The following is a 19,084-nucleotide window of genomic DNA, read 5'->3' on the forward strand; positions in this document are numbered from 1 at the left end:
AGGAGTTCTGGTGAAGCAGGTTGTACAGAACTACAAGAGCGGCGAGCTGGCGGTGCTCGACGTTCCGGTACCGGGGTGCAAGCCGGGCGGGGTGCTGGTGCGCAGCGCCTACTCGCTGATATCCACCGGCACCGAGCTGATGAAGGTCTCCGAGGCCGGCATGTCGATGCTGGGCAAGGCCCGCTCCCGCCCGGACCAGGTGGCCAAGGTCATGCAGAGCGTGGCCATCAACGGACTGCCCGCCACCTACCGCAAGGTGATGGGCAAGCTGGACTCCTACACCCCGCTGGGCTACTCGCTGTGCGGGGTCGTCGAGCAGGTCGGCGCCGGGATCGACGACGTGAAGGTCGGCGACCTCGTCGCCTGCGCGGGCAACGAACACGCCCTGCACGCCGAGCTGAACTGGGTGCCGAAGAACCTCTACGCCCCCGTCCCCGAAGGCCTCGCGCCGCAACACGCGGCCTTCGGCACCGTCGGCTCGATCGCGATGCAGGGCGTCCGCCAGGGCGAGCCCCAGCTCGGCGAGGTCGCCCTGGTCATCGGCCTCGGCCTGATCGGACAGCTGGTGGTGCAGCTCCTCACCGCCGCCGGAGTCCGTGTGGTCGGCGCCGACCCGGACCCGGCGCGCTGCGAACTCGCCGAGCGCCTGGGCGCCGCGGCCTGCGGCGACCCCGCCTCCGCCGCCGTGGAAGCCGCAGTCGCCGAACTCACCGACGGCCACGGCGTGGACCAGGTGTTCCTCGCCGCCGGCGGCGGCAGCAACCAGCCCGTCGAACTGGCCGCCCGGCTCGCACGGGACCGCGGCCGGGTCGTCGACATCGGCAAGTGCCGCCTCGACCTGCCCTGGAACGCGTACTACGAGAAGGAACTCGACGTCCGCTTCTCGCGCTCCTACGGCCCCGGGCGCTACGACCCGTCGTACGAGCTGGAGGGCCGCGACTACCCGATCGGCTACGTCCGCTGGACCGAGCGCCGCAACCTGGCCTGCTTCCTCGACCTCGTCGCCCGCGGCCGCGTCGACGTGGAGCCCCTGGTCTCCCACATCGCCGACTTCGACGACGCCGTGGAGACGTACCAGCGCCTGAAGGACGGCGAGTTGAAGGCCGTCGCCGTGCTGTTCCGCTACCCCGAGCAGACGGAGGAGGCGGGGGAGCCGGAGGCCCCGTCGGTGGCCGTGCCCGCGGTGCCGCCCGCCACCAAAGTGTCCGCCCCGGCCCGGTCCGCGAAGACTCCGGTGCGTCTCGCGTTCATCGGCGCCGGCAACTACGCGACGTCGATGCTGCTGCCGCACCTGGCACAGCGCGAGGGCGTCGAGCTGGCGACCGTCGTCACCACGACGGCGCTCTCCGGGGCCAACGCGCAGCGGAAGTTCGGCTTCGCCAAGGCGACCACCGACCTCGACGCCGTCCTCGGCGACAAGTCCGTCGACGCGGTGTTCGTGGTCACCCGGCACAGCTCGCACGCCGAACTGACCCGTCAGGCGCTGCTGGCGGGCAAGACCGTGTTCGTGGAGAAGCCCCTGGCCCTCACCGAGGACGAGCTGGCCGGCGTGCTCGCGGCGGTCGAGGAGTCCGGCAACGACCGCCTACAGGTGGGCTTCAACCGCCGCTTCGCACCGCTGCTGACGGAGGCCAAGGAGCGGTTCGGCGCCCGGACCGGTCCGGCGAACCTGCGCTACCTCGTCAACGCGGGCAAGCTCCAGCACGGCAGCTGGTACCTCCAACAGACCGCCGAGGGCTCGCGGTTCGCCGGTGAGGGCGGCCACTTCATCGACACGGCGAGCTGGCTTCTCGACGCCGACCCGGTCTCCGTGTACGCGACGGCCGCGCCCGGCAACGAGGACCTCCAGGCCGTCCTGCGCTACCCGGACGGATCCACCGCCACCATCAGCTACGTCACCACCGGCGCCTCCGGCTTCCCCAAGGAGACCCTCGACCTGGTCGGGGACGGCAAGGTGCTGCGGCTCGACGACTTCGTCCGCGCCTCGGTCCACGGCCCCAAGAAGTGGGTCAGTTCCCGGCTGCCCAAGGCCCGGGACAAGGGGCAGAACGCCGAACTCGCCGCGTTCATCAAGGCAGTTCGGACCGGCGGGCCGATGCCGGTGCCGCTGGAGTCGCTGGTCGCCACGACGGCGGCCACCCTCGCCGTGGGGACCGGTCTGGCCGCCGGTGCTCCGGTGACGTTGGCGAGGACACCATGACCATGAGCGCGGGCTGGTACCTGCGCCGGCTCTCCCGGATGGGCCCGCGCGAGATCGCGGGCCGGGCGGGCGACACCGTGCGCAGACGGCGGTGGCGGTCGGCGCGGCCCGACTGCCCGAGCGTGACCGGCGCCCGGTTCACCGCCGTCCTGCCCGCGGGCACGGTCGCCGCGGTGGCGCCGGACGCCGTGAAACGGCTCGTCGCCGAGGCGGACCAACTCATGGCCGGGCACGCCGAGTTCTTCGGCGTGGACCGCGACGACCTCATCGACCCGGACTGGTCCTACGACCCGAAGACCGGGCGCCGGGCCCCGTCCGGCTACGCCTTCGACGTGCCGTACCGCGACGAGAACGTGGCCGGGGACATCAAGCAGATCTGGGAGCCGTCCCGGCACCAGTACCTCACCGTGCTCGCCGCCGCCTACGCGGTCACCGGGGACGAGCGGTACGCCGAGCGAGTGGCCGAGCACCTGCGGTCGTGGTGGAAGGCCAACCCGCCGCTGTCCGGCGTGCACTGGATCAGCGGCATCGAGCTGGGCATCCGGCTGCTGTCCTGGGTGTGGATCCGCCGGCTGCTCGACGGCTGGGAGGGCGCGGCCGGGCTGTTCGAGGACAACCCGGTGGCGCTGAACCAGATCTGGCACCACCAGCGCTGGCTGGCCGCCTTCCCCAGCCGGGGTTCCTCGGCGAACAACCACGTCATCGCCGAGACCGCGGGGCAGTTCGCCGCAGCCTGCGCGTTCAACTGGTTCCCCTCGTCGGCGCGTTGGCGCTCCGACGCACTGCGCTCGCTGGAGCGGGAGTCGCGCGCCAACACCTTCGACTCCGGCCTCAACCGCGAGCTGGCCACCGAGTACCACGGACTCGTCCTGGAACTCGGCCTGGCCGCGCTGGCCGAGGCCGACGCCGCCGACGTGCCGGTGCCCGACTCGCTCCGGCTGGTACTGCTGCGGATGACCGACGCCCTCGCGGCCGTCGTGGACAACCGGCTGCGACCGCCCCGCCAGGGAGACGCGGACGACGGCTTCGGCCTGATCCTGGACGGCGAGGGCACCGAGCGCTGGGGCTCGCTCCTCGCCACCGGCGAGGCCGTGTTCGGCCGGCTCGACTGGTGGCCGGCGGTCACCGGCACCGACGTGCGCACCCCGCTGCTGGCCGCGCTCATCAAGCCGTACACGAAGGACGCAGCCGCCCGCCCGGCGACCAGGCCCGACCGCTTCGCCGACGCGGGGCTCACCGTGCTGCGCGGTCCGGGGGAGATCTGGTGCCGCTGCGACGGCGGTCCGCACGGCTTCCTGTCCATCGCCGCGCACGCCCACGCCGACGCGCTGTCCGTGGAGGTGCGGCACGACGGGATCGACGTGCTCGCCGACCCGGGGACGTACTGCTACCACGGGCAGCCCGAGTGGCGGGAGTACTTCCGCTCGACCCTCGGCCACAACACCCTCCAGTTGGACGGCGGTGACCAGTCGGTCTCCGGCGGCCCGTTCCTGTGGACCCGGCACGCCCGCACCCGCGTGCTGGACGTCGACAACTCCGGGTCAGGAGTGGCCCGTTGGGCCGCCGAGCACGACGGCTACCAGGGCTCGGTGCACCGTCGCCGGGTGGAACTCAAGGCCGAGAGCCAGGAGTTGAGGATCGTCGACGAGGTGCGCGGCGGCCCGCGACGGGACGTGCGACTGGCGTTCCATCTCGGCCCGGCCATCACCGCTGACCTGGTGGGGCACCGCGCGGTGCTCACCTGGATCCGGGACGGCGAGGGGCGTTCCGCGGTGCTCGACCTGCCGGAGCAACTGTCGTGGCAGGCGCACCGCGGCGAGAGTGAACCGCCGCTGGGCTGGTACTCCGCCGGATTCGGGCGGAAGGAACCCGCCACCACGCTGATCGGCACCGGCTCCGCCGACGGCACGGACGGATTCACCACCGTGCTCGGGTTCCGCGGCCAGGGGGGTGCGTGCGGAACATGAGACGGCACTGGGCGTCGGCGGTCGCACCGCTGGCGCTGATCCTGCTGACGGCGACCGGCTGCGACAGCACGTCGAGCGCCCCGGCCACGACGAAGCCGACCGCCGCGCCCTCCACGGCCACGTCCGCCGCCCGGACCGTGGCCCGGGTGTGCGCCAACCCCGCCGCCGGACCGGCCAAGGCGCCGGCGGGCGCGGTGACCGTCGACCCCAAGGTGGTCGGCGACCTCGCGACGAAGACCAAGAACAGCCCCCCGAACACCACGTTCTGGCTCAAGCCGGGCACCCACAGGCTTGAGCGGGACCGCTACGCCCAGGTCATCCCCAAGAAGGGCGACCACTACATCGGCGCGCCCGGCGCGGTGCTCGACGGCCGGAAGGTCAACCAGTACGCCTTCACCGGCAACGCCGCCGACGTCACCATCCGCTATCTCACCGTGCGGGGATTCGTCGCGCCGCAGGACGAGGGCGTCGTCAACCACGACTCGGCCGACGGATGGATCGTCGAACACTCGACGATCAAGGACAACTCCGGCGCCGGACTGATGGCCGGCGCCCGCCAGCAGGTCCGCGCCGACTGCCTGCGCGACAACGGCCAGTACGGCATGAACGCCTACAAGGGCAACGGCCCCCTCACCGGCCTGGTCGTCCAGGGCAACGAGATCGTCGGCAACAACACCGGCGACTGGGAGCGGAAGCAGAAGGGCTGCGGCTGCACCGGAGGCATCAAGTTCTGGGAGGTCAACGGCGCCGACATCAGCGGCAATTGGGTGCACGACAACCGCGGCACCGGGCTGTGGGCGGACACCAACAACAACGACTTCCTCATCGAGAACAACGTGATCGAGGGCAACGACGGTGCCGCACTGATCTACGAGACGAGCTACAACGCGGTCATCAAGGACAACACGATCCGGCGCAACAACTGGGTCGAGGGCCGCAAGGCGGCCGACAGCGGCGACAACTTCCCGTACGCGACGATCTACTTGTCCGAATCCGGCGGCGAACCCCGGGTCCCGGCCCGCACCGACAAGATCGAGATCTACGGCAACGTGCTGGAGAACAACTGGTCCGGGATCACCCTGTGGGAGAACGCCGACCGGTTCTGCAACAGCCCGGCCAACACCTCGTCCGGTGACTGCACCCTGCTGGTGAAGAAGACGAGCAGCTGCGTACGGCCGGCGATCACCAAGGCGCCGCTGTTCTCCGACTGCCGGTGGAAGACCCAGCGGGTGGACATCCACGACAACCGCTTCGTGCTCCACGAGTCCGTCGTCAAGTGCACGGAGATGTGCGACCGCATGGGGGTGCTCTCCAACTACGGCACCTATCCGGACTGGTCGCCCTACCACGGCGAAGGGGTGGCCGACGCCATCACCGAGAAACAGCACAACAGCTGGCACGACAACGTCTACGTCGGGCCGTGGAAGTTCGTCGCCGAGGACCAGAGCAAGGTGCTCGACTTCGGCCAGTGGCAGACCGCGCCGTACCAGCAGGACAAGGACAGCACCCTCGACCTCCAGGCAGGTGGTTGAGATGAGCGAGAACTCGACGCGCGGACCGGACCCGGCTCGGACGCCGCCCGACGCCGCACCGCGTCCGGCCGGCACACCGAAGATCGTCGGGCTCGTCTGGGGGCTGCTGGTCCTCAACACGCTCGGCTCCGCCGGGGCGAAGACCATCGTCCCGCTGCCCCGCTCCCTCATCCAGATGGTCACCATGGGCTCGCTGGTCGCCGCGTTCGGCCTGGCACTCCTGGTCAACCAGCGGGTGCGCATCAGGTCCAGCGCCTACGTGCTGCTGCTCAGCCTGCTGCTGGTGTCGAGCGTGATCTCCAGCGCGAGCCTGGAATCCGGGATGGGCGCGCTGTTCCGCTGCTTCCGGCTGACGCTCTTCGTCGGCACGCTGTGGCTGCTCAGCCGCTGGTGGGACGGCAGCCTGACCTTCGTCCGCTATCACATCCGGGCCTACTTCGCGGTCCTCGGCTCGGTCGCCCTCGGCCTGGTCGTCTCCCCGGGCAAGGCCCTGCCCGGCCTCTACGGCGGACGCCTCGTCGGCGCGCTGTGGCCGCTCACCCCGCCGCAGATCGGACAGTACGCGGCGGTCATCATCGGGCTCACCGCGCTGCTCGTCATCGGCAGACGGACCGACCGGACCAGCGCCGTGCTGGTCATCGTGCCGTCGCTGGTGCTGCTCGCGCTGACCCACACCCGGACGGCCACCCTCGGCCTGCTGCTCGGGCTGGCGCTGGCGATCGGCTCACTCATCCTGACCAGCGCCGCGGCCCGCCGCTTCTTCAGCTGGTCGGTGCTGATCTCCGTGGTGGCCGCGGTCGGCTTCGCCTCCGCGCTGCAGACCTGGTTCCTGCGCGGCCAGAGCCAGGAGAACTTCTCCAGCCTCACCGGCCGGGCCAAGGTCTGGAACGCCCTGCTGGCCGAGCCCCGGTCGACCGCGCAGCAGCTGTTCGGCGTGGGCCTCGGCGACAAGTCCTTCGGCGGGCTGCCGATCGACAACAGCTGGCTGGCCGTCTACAACGAGCAGGGCCTGGTCGGTGTCGCCCTCGTCGCGGTGATCATCGTGGTCCTGGGCGGTGTCGCGCTGCTGCGCCCGCCGTCCCTCCAGCGGGCCTGCGCGATCTTCCTGATCAGCTACTGCGCCATCGCCTCGTACACCGAGGCCGGCCTCGGCGACGCCTCGCCGTATCTGCTCCATCTGGCCCTGGCCGCCTCGCTGTTGGCGGCCCCTGCCAAGGCCGCTCCGCTCCCGACGCAGCTCGGGAAACCACTCGGGAAGCCGCTCTCGAAGCCTCTCGCGAAGACCTTCTCGAAGTCCGAGGCCCCTCGACGGCACGTCCCGCGCTGGGCCCGTGGCTCGGAGGTGAACTGAGCATGCACGTCCTCGTGGTGCACAACCGCTACAACTCGGCGCAGCCGAGCGGGGAGAACAACGTCGTCGACCAGGAGGTGGAGCTGCTGCGCGCGGCCGGTCACCGGGTCGAGCTGTTCGAGCGGCGCAGCGACGACATCGGCGCCCGCTCCCTCCTCGGCAAGGTCGCGGTGCCGCTCCTGGTGCCGTGGAACCCGGCGGTCCGCAAGGAACTCGCCGCCAAGCTGCGCGCCGAACGGCCGGACGTGGTGCACGTCCACAACGTGTTCCCGCTCCTGTCGCCCGCGGTCCTCGCCGCCTGCGCCGACGCCGGAGTGCCCGCCGTCGCCACCCTGCACAACTACACCCAGGTCTGCCCGCCCGGCACCCTCCAGCGGGACGGCCGCCCGTGCACGGAGTGCGTCGGCTCGACCCCGCTGCCCGCCGTCCGGCACGGCTGCTACCGCAACTCCAGCCTCGCGACCGTGCCGCTCGCGGTCAGCCTCTCGGTCAACCGGAAGCGCTGGTGGACCGGAGTGGAGCGCTTCCTCTGCATCTCCGCCGCGCAGCGAGACGTCCTGGTGGCCTCCGGCATGCCGGCCGAACGCCTCGCGGTGAAGCACAACTTCGTCCCCGAACCCGACATCCGCCGGGAGGGCGCGGGCGAGCAGGTGCTCTACCTCGGCCGGCTCGCGGAGGCCAAGGGTGTGCGGCTGCTCATGGCCGCGTGGGACGAGATCGCGGCGGGCGGCGGTGTGGGCGTCCCGCTCGCGATCGCCGGCACCGGACCGCTGGAGAAAGAGGTGACCGCCTGGGCGGCCGGCCGGGACGACGTGCGCTACGTCGGCCTGCTGGACCCGGCGGAGTGCCGCAAGGCCATCGCGCGGTCCGTCGCCGTGGTCGCGCCCTCGACCTGGCTGGAGGCGTTCGGCCTGGTGGTCGTGGAGGCGATGGCGGCCGGGGTGCCGACGGTCGCCGCCGGTCACGGAGCCTTCGTCGAACTCGTCGAGGACGGCGTCACCGGGCTGCTGCACACGCCGGGCGAGGCCGCGTCGCTCGCGGCCGGCATCCGCCGGATCGCGGCCGACCCGGATCGCAACCGGGAGATGGGCGAAGCGGCCCGTCACCGTTACGAGCAGGGATTCAGCCCGGCCGTCGGCCTGGAGCGCCTGCTGGAGGAGTACCGCACCGCGATCGCGGGACGGTCAGCACTGGCTCGCGGTGGGGACACCCACGCGGGCAGGGGGGATGGGGACAGCACATGACACGATGCCGACTCTGCGGCTCGGAAGCGATGGCGAGCGTCGTCGACCTGGGGGCGACACCGCCGTGCGAGAGCTTTCTCGCCGCGGACCAACTGGACCTGCCGGAACCGGCGTACCCGCTGCATCTGCGGGTCTGCACCGACTGCTGGCTGGCGCAGATACCGCCGCTGATCACGCCGGAGGAGACGTTCAAGGAGTACGCGTACTTCTCCTCCTTCTCGACCTCCTGGGTGGAGCACGCGCGCACCTTCGTCGACGGCGCGGTGGACCGCCTCGGCCTCGACTCCGACTCCTTCGTGGTCGAGGTCGCGAGCAACGACGGCTACCTGCTGCGGCACGTGGTGGACCGGGGGATCCGCTGCCTGGGCATCGAGCCCTCGGTGAACGTCGGCGCCGCGGCGCGCGAGGCGGGCGTGCCCACGTTCACGGACTTCCTCAGCCCCGACACCGGCGCGGCCGTCCGCGCCGAGCACGGCCCGGCCGACCTGGTCGTCGCCAACAACGTGTACGCGCACATCCCCGACGTGGTCGGCTTCACCCAGGGCCTGCGCGCCCTGGTCGCCGACGACGGCTGGGTCTCCATCGAGGTGCAGCACCTGCTGACCCTGATCGAGGACAACCAGTACGACACGATCTACCACGAGCACTTCCAGTACTACACGGTCGCCTCCGCGATCCGGGCCCTCGCCAGCGGCGGACTCACCCTGGTGGACGTCGAGTTGGTGCCCACGCACGGCGGCTCCATCCGGCTGTGGTCCCGGCCCGCCGAGGTCGCGGGGGAGCCCTCGCAGCGGGTGGCCGACGTACTGGCCCGTGAAAAGGCCGCCGGACTGCAGGAGTTGGCCGGATACACCGAGTTCTCCGCCCGGGTCGCCAAGGTGCGCCGGGACCTGCTCCGGTTCCTCATCGACGCGGCCGACCGCGGCGAGACGGTCGTCGGTTACGGCGCCCCCGGCAAGGGCAACACCCTGCTCAACCACTGCGGCATCCGCCCCGACCTGCTCGCCTACACGGTCGACCGGAACCCGTACAAGCACGGCCGGTTCACCCCCGGCACCCGCATCCCGATCCTCCCGCCCGAGCAGATCGCCGCCGACAAACCGGACTACGTCCTCGTCCTCCCGTGGAACCTGCGGGCCGAACTGGTCGAGCAGCTGTCCTACGTGCACGAGTGGGGCGGCCGACTCGTCTTCCCCATCCCCGAACTGAGCATCGTCGAGGTCGAGCGGTCGAAAGAGGTCACAGCATGAAGGTCGTCCTGTTCTGCGGCGGTTACGGGATGCGCATGCGCAACGGAACCTCCGACGACGTACCCAAGCCCATGGCCATGGTCGGGCCGAGACCCCTGATCTGGCATGTCATGCGCTACTACGCGCACTTCGGGCACAAGGAGTTCATCCTGTGCCTCGGCTACGGCGCCCACCACATCAAGGACTTCTTCCTCAACTACGAGGAGACGGTGTCCAACGACTTCGTCCTGCGGGGCGGACAGACCGAGTTGCTCTCCACCGACATCGCCGACTGGACGATCACCTTTGCGCAGACCGGCATCGAGTCGCCCATCGGGGAGCGGCTGCGCCGGGTGCGCCACCACCTCGACGGCGACGAGATGTTCCTCGCCAACTACGCGGACGTGCTGACCGACGCCCCGCTGCCGGAGATGATCGACAAGTTCGCCCAGCGCGACGCGGGCGCGTCGATGATGGTCGTACCGCCCCAATCCTCCTTCCACTGCGTGGAGTTGGGCGAGGACGGTCTGGTGGGCGGCATCACCGCGGTGAGCGACATGCCGCTGTGGGAGAACGGCGGCTACTTCGTGCTCCGCCAGGAGGTCTTCGACCACATACCGGAGAACGGCGACCTGGTCGCCGACGGCTGCTCCCAACTCGCCAAGCGGGGACGGCTGGTGGCACACCAGCACCGCGGCTTCTGGAAGCCGACGGACACGGTGAAGGAGCGGGCCGCCCTCGACGAGGCCTACGCGCGGGGCGACCGCCCCTGGGCCGTGTGGGAGCAGGACAGCGCGGGGGTGCGTGCGTGATCAGGCTCGGAGCCGGCCGGCTCGACCGGATCGTCGTCGTGGGCGCCCACTGCGACGACATCGCCATCGGCGCCGGCGGCACCCTGCTGACGCTCTGTCAGGCACGCCCCGGCATCCGCGTCGACGCGCTGGTGCTCTCCGGCGGCGGCACCGAGCGCGAGCAGGAGGAACAGGCCGCGCTCACCGCCTTCTGCCCGGGCGCCGACCTGCGCCTGACCGTACACAAACTGCCGGACGGCCGCCTGCCCGCGCACTGGGAGGAGGCCAAGGCCGCCGTCGAGGAACTGCGCGCGCAGACCGAGCCGGAACTGGTCCTCGCGCCGCGCACCGACGACGCCCACCAGGACCACCGCGGCCTGGCGCAGTTGATGACCACGGCGTTCCGCGACCACCTCGTGCTCGGCTACGAGATCGTCAAGTGGGACGGCGACCTCGGCCGGCCTGCGGCCTACCAGCCGCTGGAGACCGAGACCGCCGAAGAGAAGGTACGGCTGCTGCAGGAGCACTACGCCTCGCAGCGGCACCGGCCCTGGTACGACCGGGAGGCCTTCCTCGGCCTCGCCCGGATCCGCGGTATCGAATGCCACGCGCGCTACGCCGAGGCCTTCGCCGTCACCAAACTCACGCTCAACCTGGGGGGTTGAACACCTTGCGCGTACTACTGACCGGACACCAGGGATATCTGGGCACCGTGATGGCACCCGTCCTCACCGCCGCAGGACACGAGGTCGCCGGCCTCGACTCCGGCCTCTTCGCCGACTCCGTCCTCGGCCCGCAGCCCGCCGACCCGCCCGGGGTACGGGTGGACCTGCGCGACCTCACCGCCGAGCACGTGGCCGGTTTCGACGCGGTGATCCACCTGGCCGCGCTCTCCAACGACCCGCTCGGCTCGCTGGCCCCGGAACTCACCTACGACATCAACCACCACGCCTCCGTACGGCTGGCAAAGCTGGCCCGCGACGCCGGAGTCGGACGCTTCCTGTACGCGTCGACCTGCTCCGTCTACGGCGCCTCCGGCGGCGACGACCTGGTCACCGAGGACGCCCCGCTGCGCCCCGTGACGCCGTACGCGGAGTCGAAGGTGCGGGTCGAGGACGACGTGCACGCGCTGGCCGACGACGACTTCACCCCGGTGTTCATGCGCAACGCCACCGCCTTCGGCTACTCGCCCCGGCTGCGCGCCGACATCGTGCTGAACAACCTGGTCGGCCATGCGCTGCTCTCCGGCGAGGTGTTGGTGCTGTCCGACGGCACCCCCTGGCGCCCGCTCGTGCACGCCGCCGACATCGCCCGCGCCTTCACGGCCGCGCTCACCGCGCCGCGTGAGGCGGTCCACGACCGGGCGTTCAACATCGGCAGCGAGATCAACAACGTCACCGTCGCCGAGATCGCCGAGCAGGTCGCCGAGGCGGTGTCCGGCGCGAAGGTCGTGATCACCGGCGAGAACGGCGCCGACCCGCGCTCGTACCGGGTGGACTTCTCGCGCTTCCGCACCGCGATCCCCGACTTCGACTGCGAGTGGACGGTCAAGCAGGGCGCCCTCGAACTCGCCGACGCCTACCGGAAGTTCGACCTGACCCGGGAGGACTTCGAGCAGCGCTTCACCCGCCTCGCCGTGCTCAAGGCGGCCTCCGAGGCCGGCACCGTCGACGACACCCTGCGGTGGCGCCGATGACCGCTGTGGGCGAGGAGATGCACGCACTGGTGGAGCGGCTGTACCCGCTCTGTCGGAGCATCACCGGCGACGGCGTGCGCGCGACCCTGGACATCGTCGGCGAGTACGTCCCGTTGCAGGTGCACGAGGTGCCGACCGGGACGCAGGTGCTCGACTGGACCGTTCCACAGGAGTGGAACATCCGGGACGCGTACATCGCCGACGGCTCGGGCCGGCGGGTCGTCGACTTCGCCGAGTCCAGCCTGCACGTGCTCGGCTACAGCGTCCCGGTGTCGAGGACCATGCCGCTCTCCGAGCTGCGCGCACACCTGCACACGCTGCCGGAGCACCCGAACTGGGTGCCGTACCGCACGAGTTACTACAAACCGGAGTGGGGCTTCTGTCTGGCCCAGGAGACCCTGGACGCACTGCCCGACGGCGACTACGAGGTGCGCGTCGACTCCACTCTCGCGGACGGCCACCTCACCTACGCCGAGCACGTCGTCCCCGGACAGGTGGCCGACGAGGTCATCGTCTCCTGCCACACCTGCCACCCGTCGCTGGCCAACGACAACCTGGCCGGCATCGCGGTCGCGACCTTCCTGGCCCGCGCGCTGGCGCGTGAAACGCCGTACTACACCTACCGGTTCATCTACGCGCCCGGCACCATCGGGGCGATCACCTGGCTGGCCCGCAACGCGGAGCGGATCGACCGGGTCAAGCACGGGCTCGTGCTGGCCTGCGCGGGCGACTCGGGTCAACTGACGTACAAACAAAGCCGACGTGGCGACGCGGAGATCGACCGCGTGCTGCGACACGTACTCGCCGCGTCCGAACGACCGCACCACATCAACGAGTTCACGCCCTATGGCTACGACGAGCGGCAGTACTGCTCACCCGGGTTCAACCTCGGCGTGGGCTCGCTCAGCCGGACCCCGTACGCGGGCTACCCCGAGTACCACACCTCGGCGGACAACCCGGACTTCGTCTCACCGGAGGCGATGACCGACACCCTCGCCGTCTGCCGCGAGGCGTTCGCCGTTCTCGACCGCAACCGGCGCTACCTCAACCTCAGCCCTTACGGCGAACCGCAGTTGGGCAGGCGCGGGTTGTACGACGCGCTCGGCGGCCGTAGCGACACCAAGCAGGCGCAGATGGCCATGCTCTGGGTGCTCAACCTCTCCGACGGCGAGCACAGTCTGCTGGACGTCGCCCAGCGGTCCGGGCTGCCCTTCGACACCGTCGCCGGCGCGGCCGACGCCCTGCACGAGGCCGGACTGATCAAGACATGACATCGACGACCACCGACGGGGAGAAGGCGGCGCCGGTGCGGTCCGCCAAGGCGGCCCTCGTCGGCCGGCTCTCCTGGGGACTGGCCGACCAGGCCGCCTCCAGCATCAGCAACTTCGCGGTGGGCATCTATGTGGCCCGCTCGCTGGGGGTCACCGCGTTCGGCGTGTTCAGCCTCGCCTGGGTGACCTACGGCGTGGTGCTCAACGTCTCCCGGGGCCTTGCCACCGACCCGCTCGTGGTCCGCTTCAGCGGAGTGCCGAAGGCGTCCTGGCGCGGGGCGGTGGCCCGCTCGACGGGTACCGCCCTCTGCGTCGGTTCGGCCCTCGGCGTGCTGTGCCTGGCGGCCGGGCTCGGCCTCGACGGCCGGGTCGGGCCCGCCTTCGCCGCCCTCGGTCTGATGATGCCGGGGCTGCTGCTCCAGGACGCCTGGCGGTTCTCGTTCTTCGCCGCGGGCGACGGACGGAAGGCGTTCGTCAACGACATCGTGTGGGGAATCGCGCTCATCCCCGCCATGGTGGTGGCGGCCCATGTCGACACCGTGGCCGCCTTCGTGCTCGCCTGGGGCGCGTCCGCCACGGTCGCGGCCGGGTACGGCTGCATCCAGTCCGGCATCCGGCCCCGGATGGCACAGGCCCGCGGCTGGCTGCGCGAACAGCGTGACCTCGGCTACCGGTACCTCGTCGAGAACGTCAGCCTCAGCGGCGCGAGCCAACTGAGGGCGTACGGCCTCGGCGTGATCGTCGGAGTGAGCGCGGTCGGCGCGGTGCGCGGCGCCGAACTCCTCCTCGGCCCCTTCCTCGCCGTACTCATGGGGCTGTCCCTGGTCACCGTCCCCGAGGCGGCCCGCGTGCTGCGGCAGGCCCCGCAACGGCTGGGCAGGTTCTGCCTGTACCTCGGCGGGGGACAGGCCACCGGAGCCCTGCTCTGGGGCTCGGCCCTGCTGCTGATGCCGGACCGGCTCGGCGAGTTGGCGCTCGGCGACGTCTGGCACTCCTCCTCGCACCTCATCGTGCAGATCACCCTCAGCGTCGCCGGGGCGGGCCTCGGCACCGGCGCCGCGGCCGGACTGCGTGCGCTCGGCGCCGCCAAGCGCAGCCTGCGCTGCCAGCTGTTCGCCTCCGCCTGCTATGTCGGCGGCGGGCTCGGCGGCGCGGCCCTCGGCGGTACGGCCGGCTCGGCCTGGGGCGTCGCCGCCGCGACCATCAGCGGCTCGGCCGTGTGGTGGCTGCAACTGCGCTCCGCCCTGCGCGAGCACCACCGCGAACCCATCCCCGAAGTGAGGACCTCATGACCGACCGACCGAGGCTGAGCATCGGCCTGCCCGTGTACAACGGCGAGGAGTACCTGGCCGAGTCGTTCGACGCCCTCCTCGGCCAGACCTACGAGGACTTCGAACTGGTCGTCTCCGACAACGCCTCGACCGACGGCACCGAGACCATCTGCCGCAAGTACGCCGCGCAGGACTCCCGCATCCGGTACATCCGGCTGCCCCGCAACATCGGCGCCACCCCGAACCACAACCACGTCTTCGCCGAAGCCCGCGGCGAGCTGTTCAAGTGGGCCTCGCACGACGACCTCTACGGCCGCGACCTGCTGACGCGCTGCATAGAGGCTCTGGACGAGCGGCCGGACGTCATCCTCGCCCACACCGACCAGGCGGTCATCGACGGCGACGGCCAGGTGACGGTGCCCTACGAGTACACGCTCGCCACCGGCTCCCCGAGCGCGCCGGAGCGCTTCCGCAGTCTGCTGTTCGAGCCCGGCGGCGACGACTTCTACGGCGTCATACGCGCCGACGTGCTGCGCCGGGTGAAACCGATGGACAGCTACCACCACGCGGACCGGACGTTCGTCGCCGAGATCACCCTGCACGGACGCTTCCACCAGGTCCCGGAACTCCTCTACTTCCGCCGCGACCACCCCACCCGCGCCGAACGCGCCAACCCCTCCAAGCGCGCCCGCTGCGTCAACCTCGACCCGCGCCGGGCGGGCGCGCTGCACCCGACGCCCCGGCTGCTCGCCGAGTACATCTGGGGCTTCGCCTCCGCGATCCGACGGGCACCGCTGTCCCCGGCCGACCGGCGCGCCTGCTACCGCCACCTGGCCTCCTGGATGACCAGCCGGGTCCGCCCGGGCGCCGGCGAGCGGGTCGAGGACCGCGCCCCTGTCGACCCGTCCCAGCTCACGGTCTCCGTGGACGCCCTCGTCGCCGGCCGCGAGGGGAGGCGCGCATGACGTCCGTGCCCGAACTGCCGGTGCGCGTCGGGGTGTTCGGCCTGCTCGGCTCCGGCAACCTCGGCAACGACGGCTCGCTCGAAGCCGTCCTCGGCTACCTCCGTAACGACCATCCGGACGCGATCGTGGACGCCCTGTGCGGCGGACCCGAGGCCGTGACCGCGCGGTTCGGGATCCCCGCCACCCGCATGCACTGGAACCGCGCCGAGTACCGCACCGCGTCCCGCCTGGGCTCGATCGCGTCGAAGGGCCTGGGCAAGTTCGTCGACATCTTCCGCACCGCCGCCTGGGTACGCCGCCACGACGTGGTGATCGTGCCGGGCATGGGCGTCCTGGAAGCCACCCTGCCGCTCCGGCCCTGGGGCTTCCCGTACTCCCTGTTCCTGCTCTGCGCGAGCGGGAAGCTGACCCGCACCCGGGTCGCGCTGGTCAGCGTCGGCGCCGCCGAGATCCGCAACCGCCCCACCCGCGCCCTGGTCCGCTGGTCGGGCCGCCTGGCCGCCTACCGCTCCTACCGCGACGCCCAGTCCCGGGACGCGATGCGGGCGATGGGCGTGGACACCGTGCGCGACGAGGTCTACCCGGACCTCGCGTTCTCCCTTCCGTCACCAGCCGCGAACGCACCCTCGGACGTGCCCGGCACGGTCTGCGTCGGCGTCATGGACTTCCACGGCGGCAACGACGACCGCGCCCGCGCCGACGAGATCTACGGCCGCTACCTCGACGGCACGATCCGGTTCGTCCGCACACTGGTCGAGGAGGGCAGACCGGTCCGGCTGCTCACCGGTGACCGGTGCGACGCGACGGTGGTCGCCGCGATCCTCGAAGCGGTGGACTCCCCGCTGGTCACCGCGGCCGAACCGACGTCCCTGGACGACCTGATGAAGGAGATGACGGCCGCCGACACCGTAGTGGCGGTCAGATACCACAACCTGATCTGCGCGCTGAAGACCGGCACCCCGGTGCTCGCGCTCAGCTACGCGGCGAAGAGCGACGCGCTCATGGAGCGGATGGGCCTCGGCGCGTTCTGCCACCCGGCGCGCGAGGTCGACGCCGACCGGTTGCTGGAGCAATTCCGGGCGCTGGAGAAGCGAGCGCCCGAACTACGGGGGACCCTCGCCGAGCGGAACCAGGCCGCCGCACGCCAACTGCGGGACCAGTTCAGCTCGTTGACCGCGGCCGTGTTCCCCGCGACCCACCACACCCACGCTCGCCAGGAGTCTCCATGAAAGTCACCGAAGTCCCGGAGATCGCCGGCGCGTACCTCTTCGAACCGACGCCGTACACCGACGAACGCGGCTTCTTCTGCCGCACGTTCGACGCCGACGTGGTCCGCTCGGTGGGGATCGACCCCGACGCCTTCGTCCAGGACAGCCTGTCCCGCTCGGTCCGTGGCGTGGTGCGCGGCCTGCACCTGCGCTCCGGCGCCGGCGAGGCCAAGTTGGTGCGCTGCTCGTACGGGCGGATCTTCGACGTCGTCGTGGATCTGCGTCCGGATTCGCCGACTTACCGCCATTGGACATCCTTTGAACTCACAGGAGAATCACAACCAACTCTTTACATTCCCGCGGGCTGCGGGCACGGTTTTCAAGCACTGACCGATACCGCGGACACCTCGTACCGGATCGACCGCCCGCACGATCCGACCGAGGACGTGACCATCGCCTACGACGACCCGGAGCTGGCCATTCCCTGGCCGCTGCCGGTTGCGCTGATGTCCCAACGGGACCGAGAGGCACCGAGCCTCGCCGAGGTCCTGAAGCACAGAGAAAGCTGAGGTCCTCGTGGACACCGAAGTGCTTGACCTGCCCCTGTCGCGGACGGCCAACGAGCGGCTGCACGCGTTGATCCCCGGGGGCGCTCACACCTACGCCAAGGGCGACGACCAGTACCCCGAGAACCTGGCCCCGGTCATCAGCCACGGCAGCGGTGCCCACGTGTGGGACGTCGACGGCAACCGATACATCGAGTACGGCTCCGGCCTGCGGTCGGTCAGCCTCGGTCACGCCCACCCGCGCGTGATCGAGGCGGTGCGGCGCGAACTCGACCGCGGCAGCAACTTCGTCCGGCCGTCCATCGTGGAGGTCGAGGCCGCCGAACGCTTCCTGGCCACCGTGCCGACCGCCGAGATGGTGAAGTTCGCGAAGAACGGCTCCGACGCCACCACCGCCGCGGTACGCCTCGCCCGCGCCGCCACCGGCCGCTCACGGGTGGCCCTCTGCTCCGACCACCCCTTCTTCTCCGTCGACGACTGGTTCATCGGCACCACCCCGATGTCCGCCGGCATCCCGTCGACGACCACCGAACTGATCGCGTCCTTCCCCTACGGCGACCTGGCCGCGACGGAGGAGCTGCTCGCCCGCTACCCGGACGAGATCGCCTGCCTGATCCTCGAACCCGCCACCCACACCGAGCCCCCGCCCGGCTACCTCGCCGGCCTGCGCGAACTGGCCGACCGGCACGGCTGCGTCCTGATCTTCGACGAGATGATCACCGGCTTCCGCTGGTCCGAGGCAGGCGCCCAGGGCCTCTACGGCGTGGTCCCCGACCTCTCCACGTTCGGCAAGGCGCTGGGCAACGGATTCGCCGTCTCCGCGCTGGCCGGCCGCCGCGACCTGATGGAGCGCGGCGGACTGCGCGACTCCGGCGACCGCGTCTTCCTGCTGTCCACCACCCACGGCGCCGAGACGCACTCCCTGGCGGCGGCGATGGCCGTGCAGGCCACCTACGTCGAGGAGGGCATCACCGCGCGACTGCACGCCCTCGGCGAGCGGCTGGCCGCCGGTGTCCGCGATGCCGCGGAGGCCATGGGCGTCGGCGACCACGTCGTCGTCCGGGGCCGGGCCAGCAACCTGGTCTTCGCCACCCTCGACGAGAACGGACAGCCGTCGCAGCAGTACCGCACCCTGTTCCTGCGCCAGCTCCTCGCGGGCGGAGTACTGGCCCCGTCCTTCGTGGTCAGCAGCGCCCTCGACGACGAGGACATCGACCGCACCGTCGACGTGGTGGCCCAGGCCTGCGCGGTCTACCGCAAGGCACTGGACGCCGCCGACCCCAACCCCTGGCTGGCCGGACGAGCGGTGAAGCCGGTGTTCCGCCGACTGGCGTGAGGGGGGCTGGTGTTGTGCTGTCGGGCCGGGGTGAGCCGGTGTGGTGTGGGGTGAAACCGGTGCGCTGCCGCTTGGTGTGAGGTGGGGCTGTTGTTGCGCTGCCGGGCGGGGGTGAGCCGGTGTGCTGCCGCCTGGCGGTCGGTGAAGCTGGTGCGCTGCCGCTTGGTGTGAGGTGGGGCGGTTGTTGCGCTGCCGGGCGGGGGTGAGCCGGTGTGCTGCCGCCTGGCGGTCGGTGAAGCTGGTGCGCTGCCGCTTGGTGTGAGGTGGGGCGGTTGTTGTGCTGCCGGGCGGGGGTGAGCCGGTGTGCTGTCGCCTGGCGGTCGGTGAAGCTGGTGCGCTGCCGCTTGGTGTGAGGTGGGGCGGTTGTTGTGCTGCCGGGCGGGGGTGAGCCGGTGTGCTGTCGCCTGGCGGTCGGTGAAGCTGGTGTGCTGCCGCTTGGTGTGAGGTGGGGCGGTTG

General features: G+C 71.1%; 15 protein-coding genes. All 15 read left to right on the plus strand.

The genetic code is table 11. The features are described from left to right. Nucleotides 1-10: 10 nt before the first annotated feature. From ACIBJH_RS47335 to ACIBJH_RS47405, 15 genes are read left to right on the plus strand one after another with little or no spacing between them, the layout of a single operon-like run. Nucleotides 11-2,200 (plus strand): bi-domain-containing oxidoreductase, encoded by a 2,190-nt coding sequence (locus ACIBJH_RS47335; RefSeq protein WP_399123243.1) that lies wholly within the window; start codon nt 11-13, stop codon nt 2,198-2,200. Beyond that, entirely contained in the window at nt 2,197-4,167 is a 1,971-nt protein-coding gene (locus ACIBJH_RS47340; RefSeq protein ID WP_399123244.1) for an alginate lyase family protein, read from the plus strand. The genes ACIBJH_RS47335 and ACIBJH_RS47340 overlap by 4 nt, the downstream gene beginning before the upstream one ends. Then, on the plus strand, nt 4,164-5,699 hold the full coding sequence (locus ACIBJH_RS47345) for a right-handed parallel beta-helix repeat-containing protein (protein ID WP_399123245.1): 1,536 nt from the start codon (nt 4,164-4,166) through the stop codon (nt 5,697-5,699). The genes ACIBJH_RS47340 and ACIBJH_RS47345 overlap by 4 nt, the downstream gene beginning before the upstream one ends. Before the next feature lies 1 nt (nt 5,700). Continuing rightward, nucleotides 5,701-7,050 carry an O-antigen ligase domain-containing protein gene (locus ACIBJH_RS47350; protein WP_399123246.1) on the plus strand — a complete coding sequence of 450 codons (1,350 nt, stop codon included), beginning with the start codon at nt 5,701-5,703 and terminating at the stop codon, nt 7,048-7,050. 2 nt (nt 7,051-7,052) lie between these two features. Further along, a complete protein-coding gene (locus ACIBJH_RS47355) occupies nt 7,053-8,294 on the plus strand; it encodes a glycosyltransferase (RefSeq protein WP_399123247.1) in 1,242 nt (413 codons plus the stop codon). Further along, entirely contained in the window at nt 8,291-9,544 is a 1,254-nt protein-coding gene (locus ACIBJH_RS47360; protein WP_399123248.1) for a class I SAM-dependent methyltransferase, read from the plus strand. Before ACIBJH_RS47355 ends, ACIBJH_RS47360 begins: the two co-directional genes overlap by 4 nt. Beyond that, nucleotides 9,541-10,335, plus strand: a complete 795-nt coding sequence (locus tag ACIBJH_RS47365) for a sugar phosphate nucleotidyltransferase (RefSeq protein ID WP_399123249.1) — start codon at nt 9,541-9,543, stop codon at nt 10,333-10,335. Before ACIBJH_RS47360 ends, ACIBJH_RS47365 begins: the two co-directional genes overlap by 4 nt. After that, nucleotides 10,332-10,979, plus strand: coding sequence for a PIG-L deacetylase family protein (locus ACIBJH_RS47370; RefSeq protein ID WP_399123250.1), 648 nt, complete (start codon nt 10,332-10,334; stop codon nt 10,977-10,979). The genes ACIBJH_RS47365 and ACIBJH_RS47370 overlap by 4 nt, the downstream gene beginning before the upstream one ends. 5 nt (nt 10,980-10,984) lie before the next feature. Further along, nucleotides 10,985-12,010: an NAD-dependent epimerase/dehydratase family protein gene (locus tag ACIBJH_RS47375; protein ID WP_399123257.1), complete on the plus strand. Its 1,026-nt coding sequence runs from the start codon at nt 10,985-10,987 to the stop codon at nt 12,008-12,010. Next, nucleotides 12,007-13,281: a DUF4910 domain-containing protein gene (locus ACIBJH_RS47380; protein ID WP_399123251.1), complete on the plus strand. Its 1,275-nt coding sequence runs from the start codon at nt 12,007-12,009 to the stop codon at nt 13,279-13,281. The genes ACIBJH_RS47375 and ACIBJH_RS47380 overlap by 4 nt, the downstream gene beginning before the upstream one ends. Continuing rightward, nucleotides 13,278-14,573, plus strand: a complete 1,296-nt coding sequence (locus ACIBJH_RS47385) for a hypothetical protein (RefSeq protein WP_399123252.1) — start codon at nt 13,278-13,280, stop codon at nt 14,571-14,573. Before ACIBJH_RS47380 ends, ACIBJH_RS47385 begins: the two co-directional genes overlap by 4 nt. After that, the gene (locus ACIBJH_RS47390; RefSeq protein WP_399123253.1) at nt 14,570-15,517 is read left to right on the plus strand and encodes a glycosyltransferase family 2 protein; all 948 of its coding nucleotides are present in this window, start codon (nt 14,570-14,572) and stop codon (nt 15,515-15,517) included. Before ACIBJH_RS47385 ends, ACIBJH_RS47390 begins: the two co-directional genes overlap by 4 nt. Continuing rightward, nucleotides 15,514-16,746 carry a polysaccharide pyruvyl transferase family protein gene (locus ACIBJH_RS47395; RefSeq protein WP_399123254.1) on the plus strand — a complete coding sequence of 411 codons (1,233 nt, stop codon included), beginning with the start codon at nt 15,514-15,516 and terminating at the stop codon, nt 16,744-16,746. Before ACIBJH_RS47390 ends, ACIBJH_RS47395 begins: the two co-directional genes overlap by 4 nt. Further along, a complete protein-coding gene (gene rfbC, locus ACIBJH_RS47400) occupies nt 16,743-17,294 on the plus strand; it encodes a dTDP-4-dehydrorhamnose 3,5-epimerase (protein WP_399123255.1) in 552 nt (183 codons plus the stop codon). The genes ACIBJH_RS47395 and rfbC overlap by 4 nt, the downstream gene beginning before the upstream one ends. A gap of 7 nt (nt 17,295-17,301) precedes the next feature. After that, a complete protein-coding gene (locus ACIBJH_RS47405) occupies nt 17,302-18,627 on the plus strand; it encodes a glutamate-1-semialdehyde 2,1-aminomutase (RefSeq protein ID WP_399123256.1) in 1,326 nt (441 codons plus the stop codon). Nucleotides 18,628-19,084 lie beyond the last annotated feature (457 nt).

It is taken from the genome of Streptomyces sp. NPDC050548, assembly GCF_044457385.1.
Taxonomy (GTDB): Bacteria; Actinomycetota; Actinomycetes; order Streptomycetales; family Streptomycetaceae; genus Streptomyces.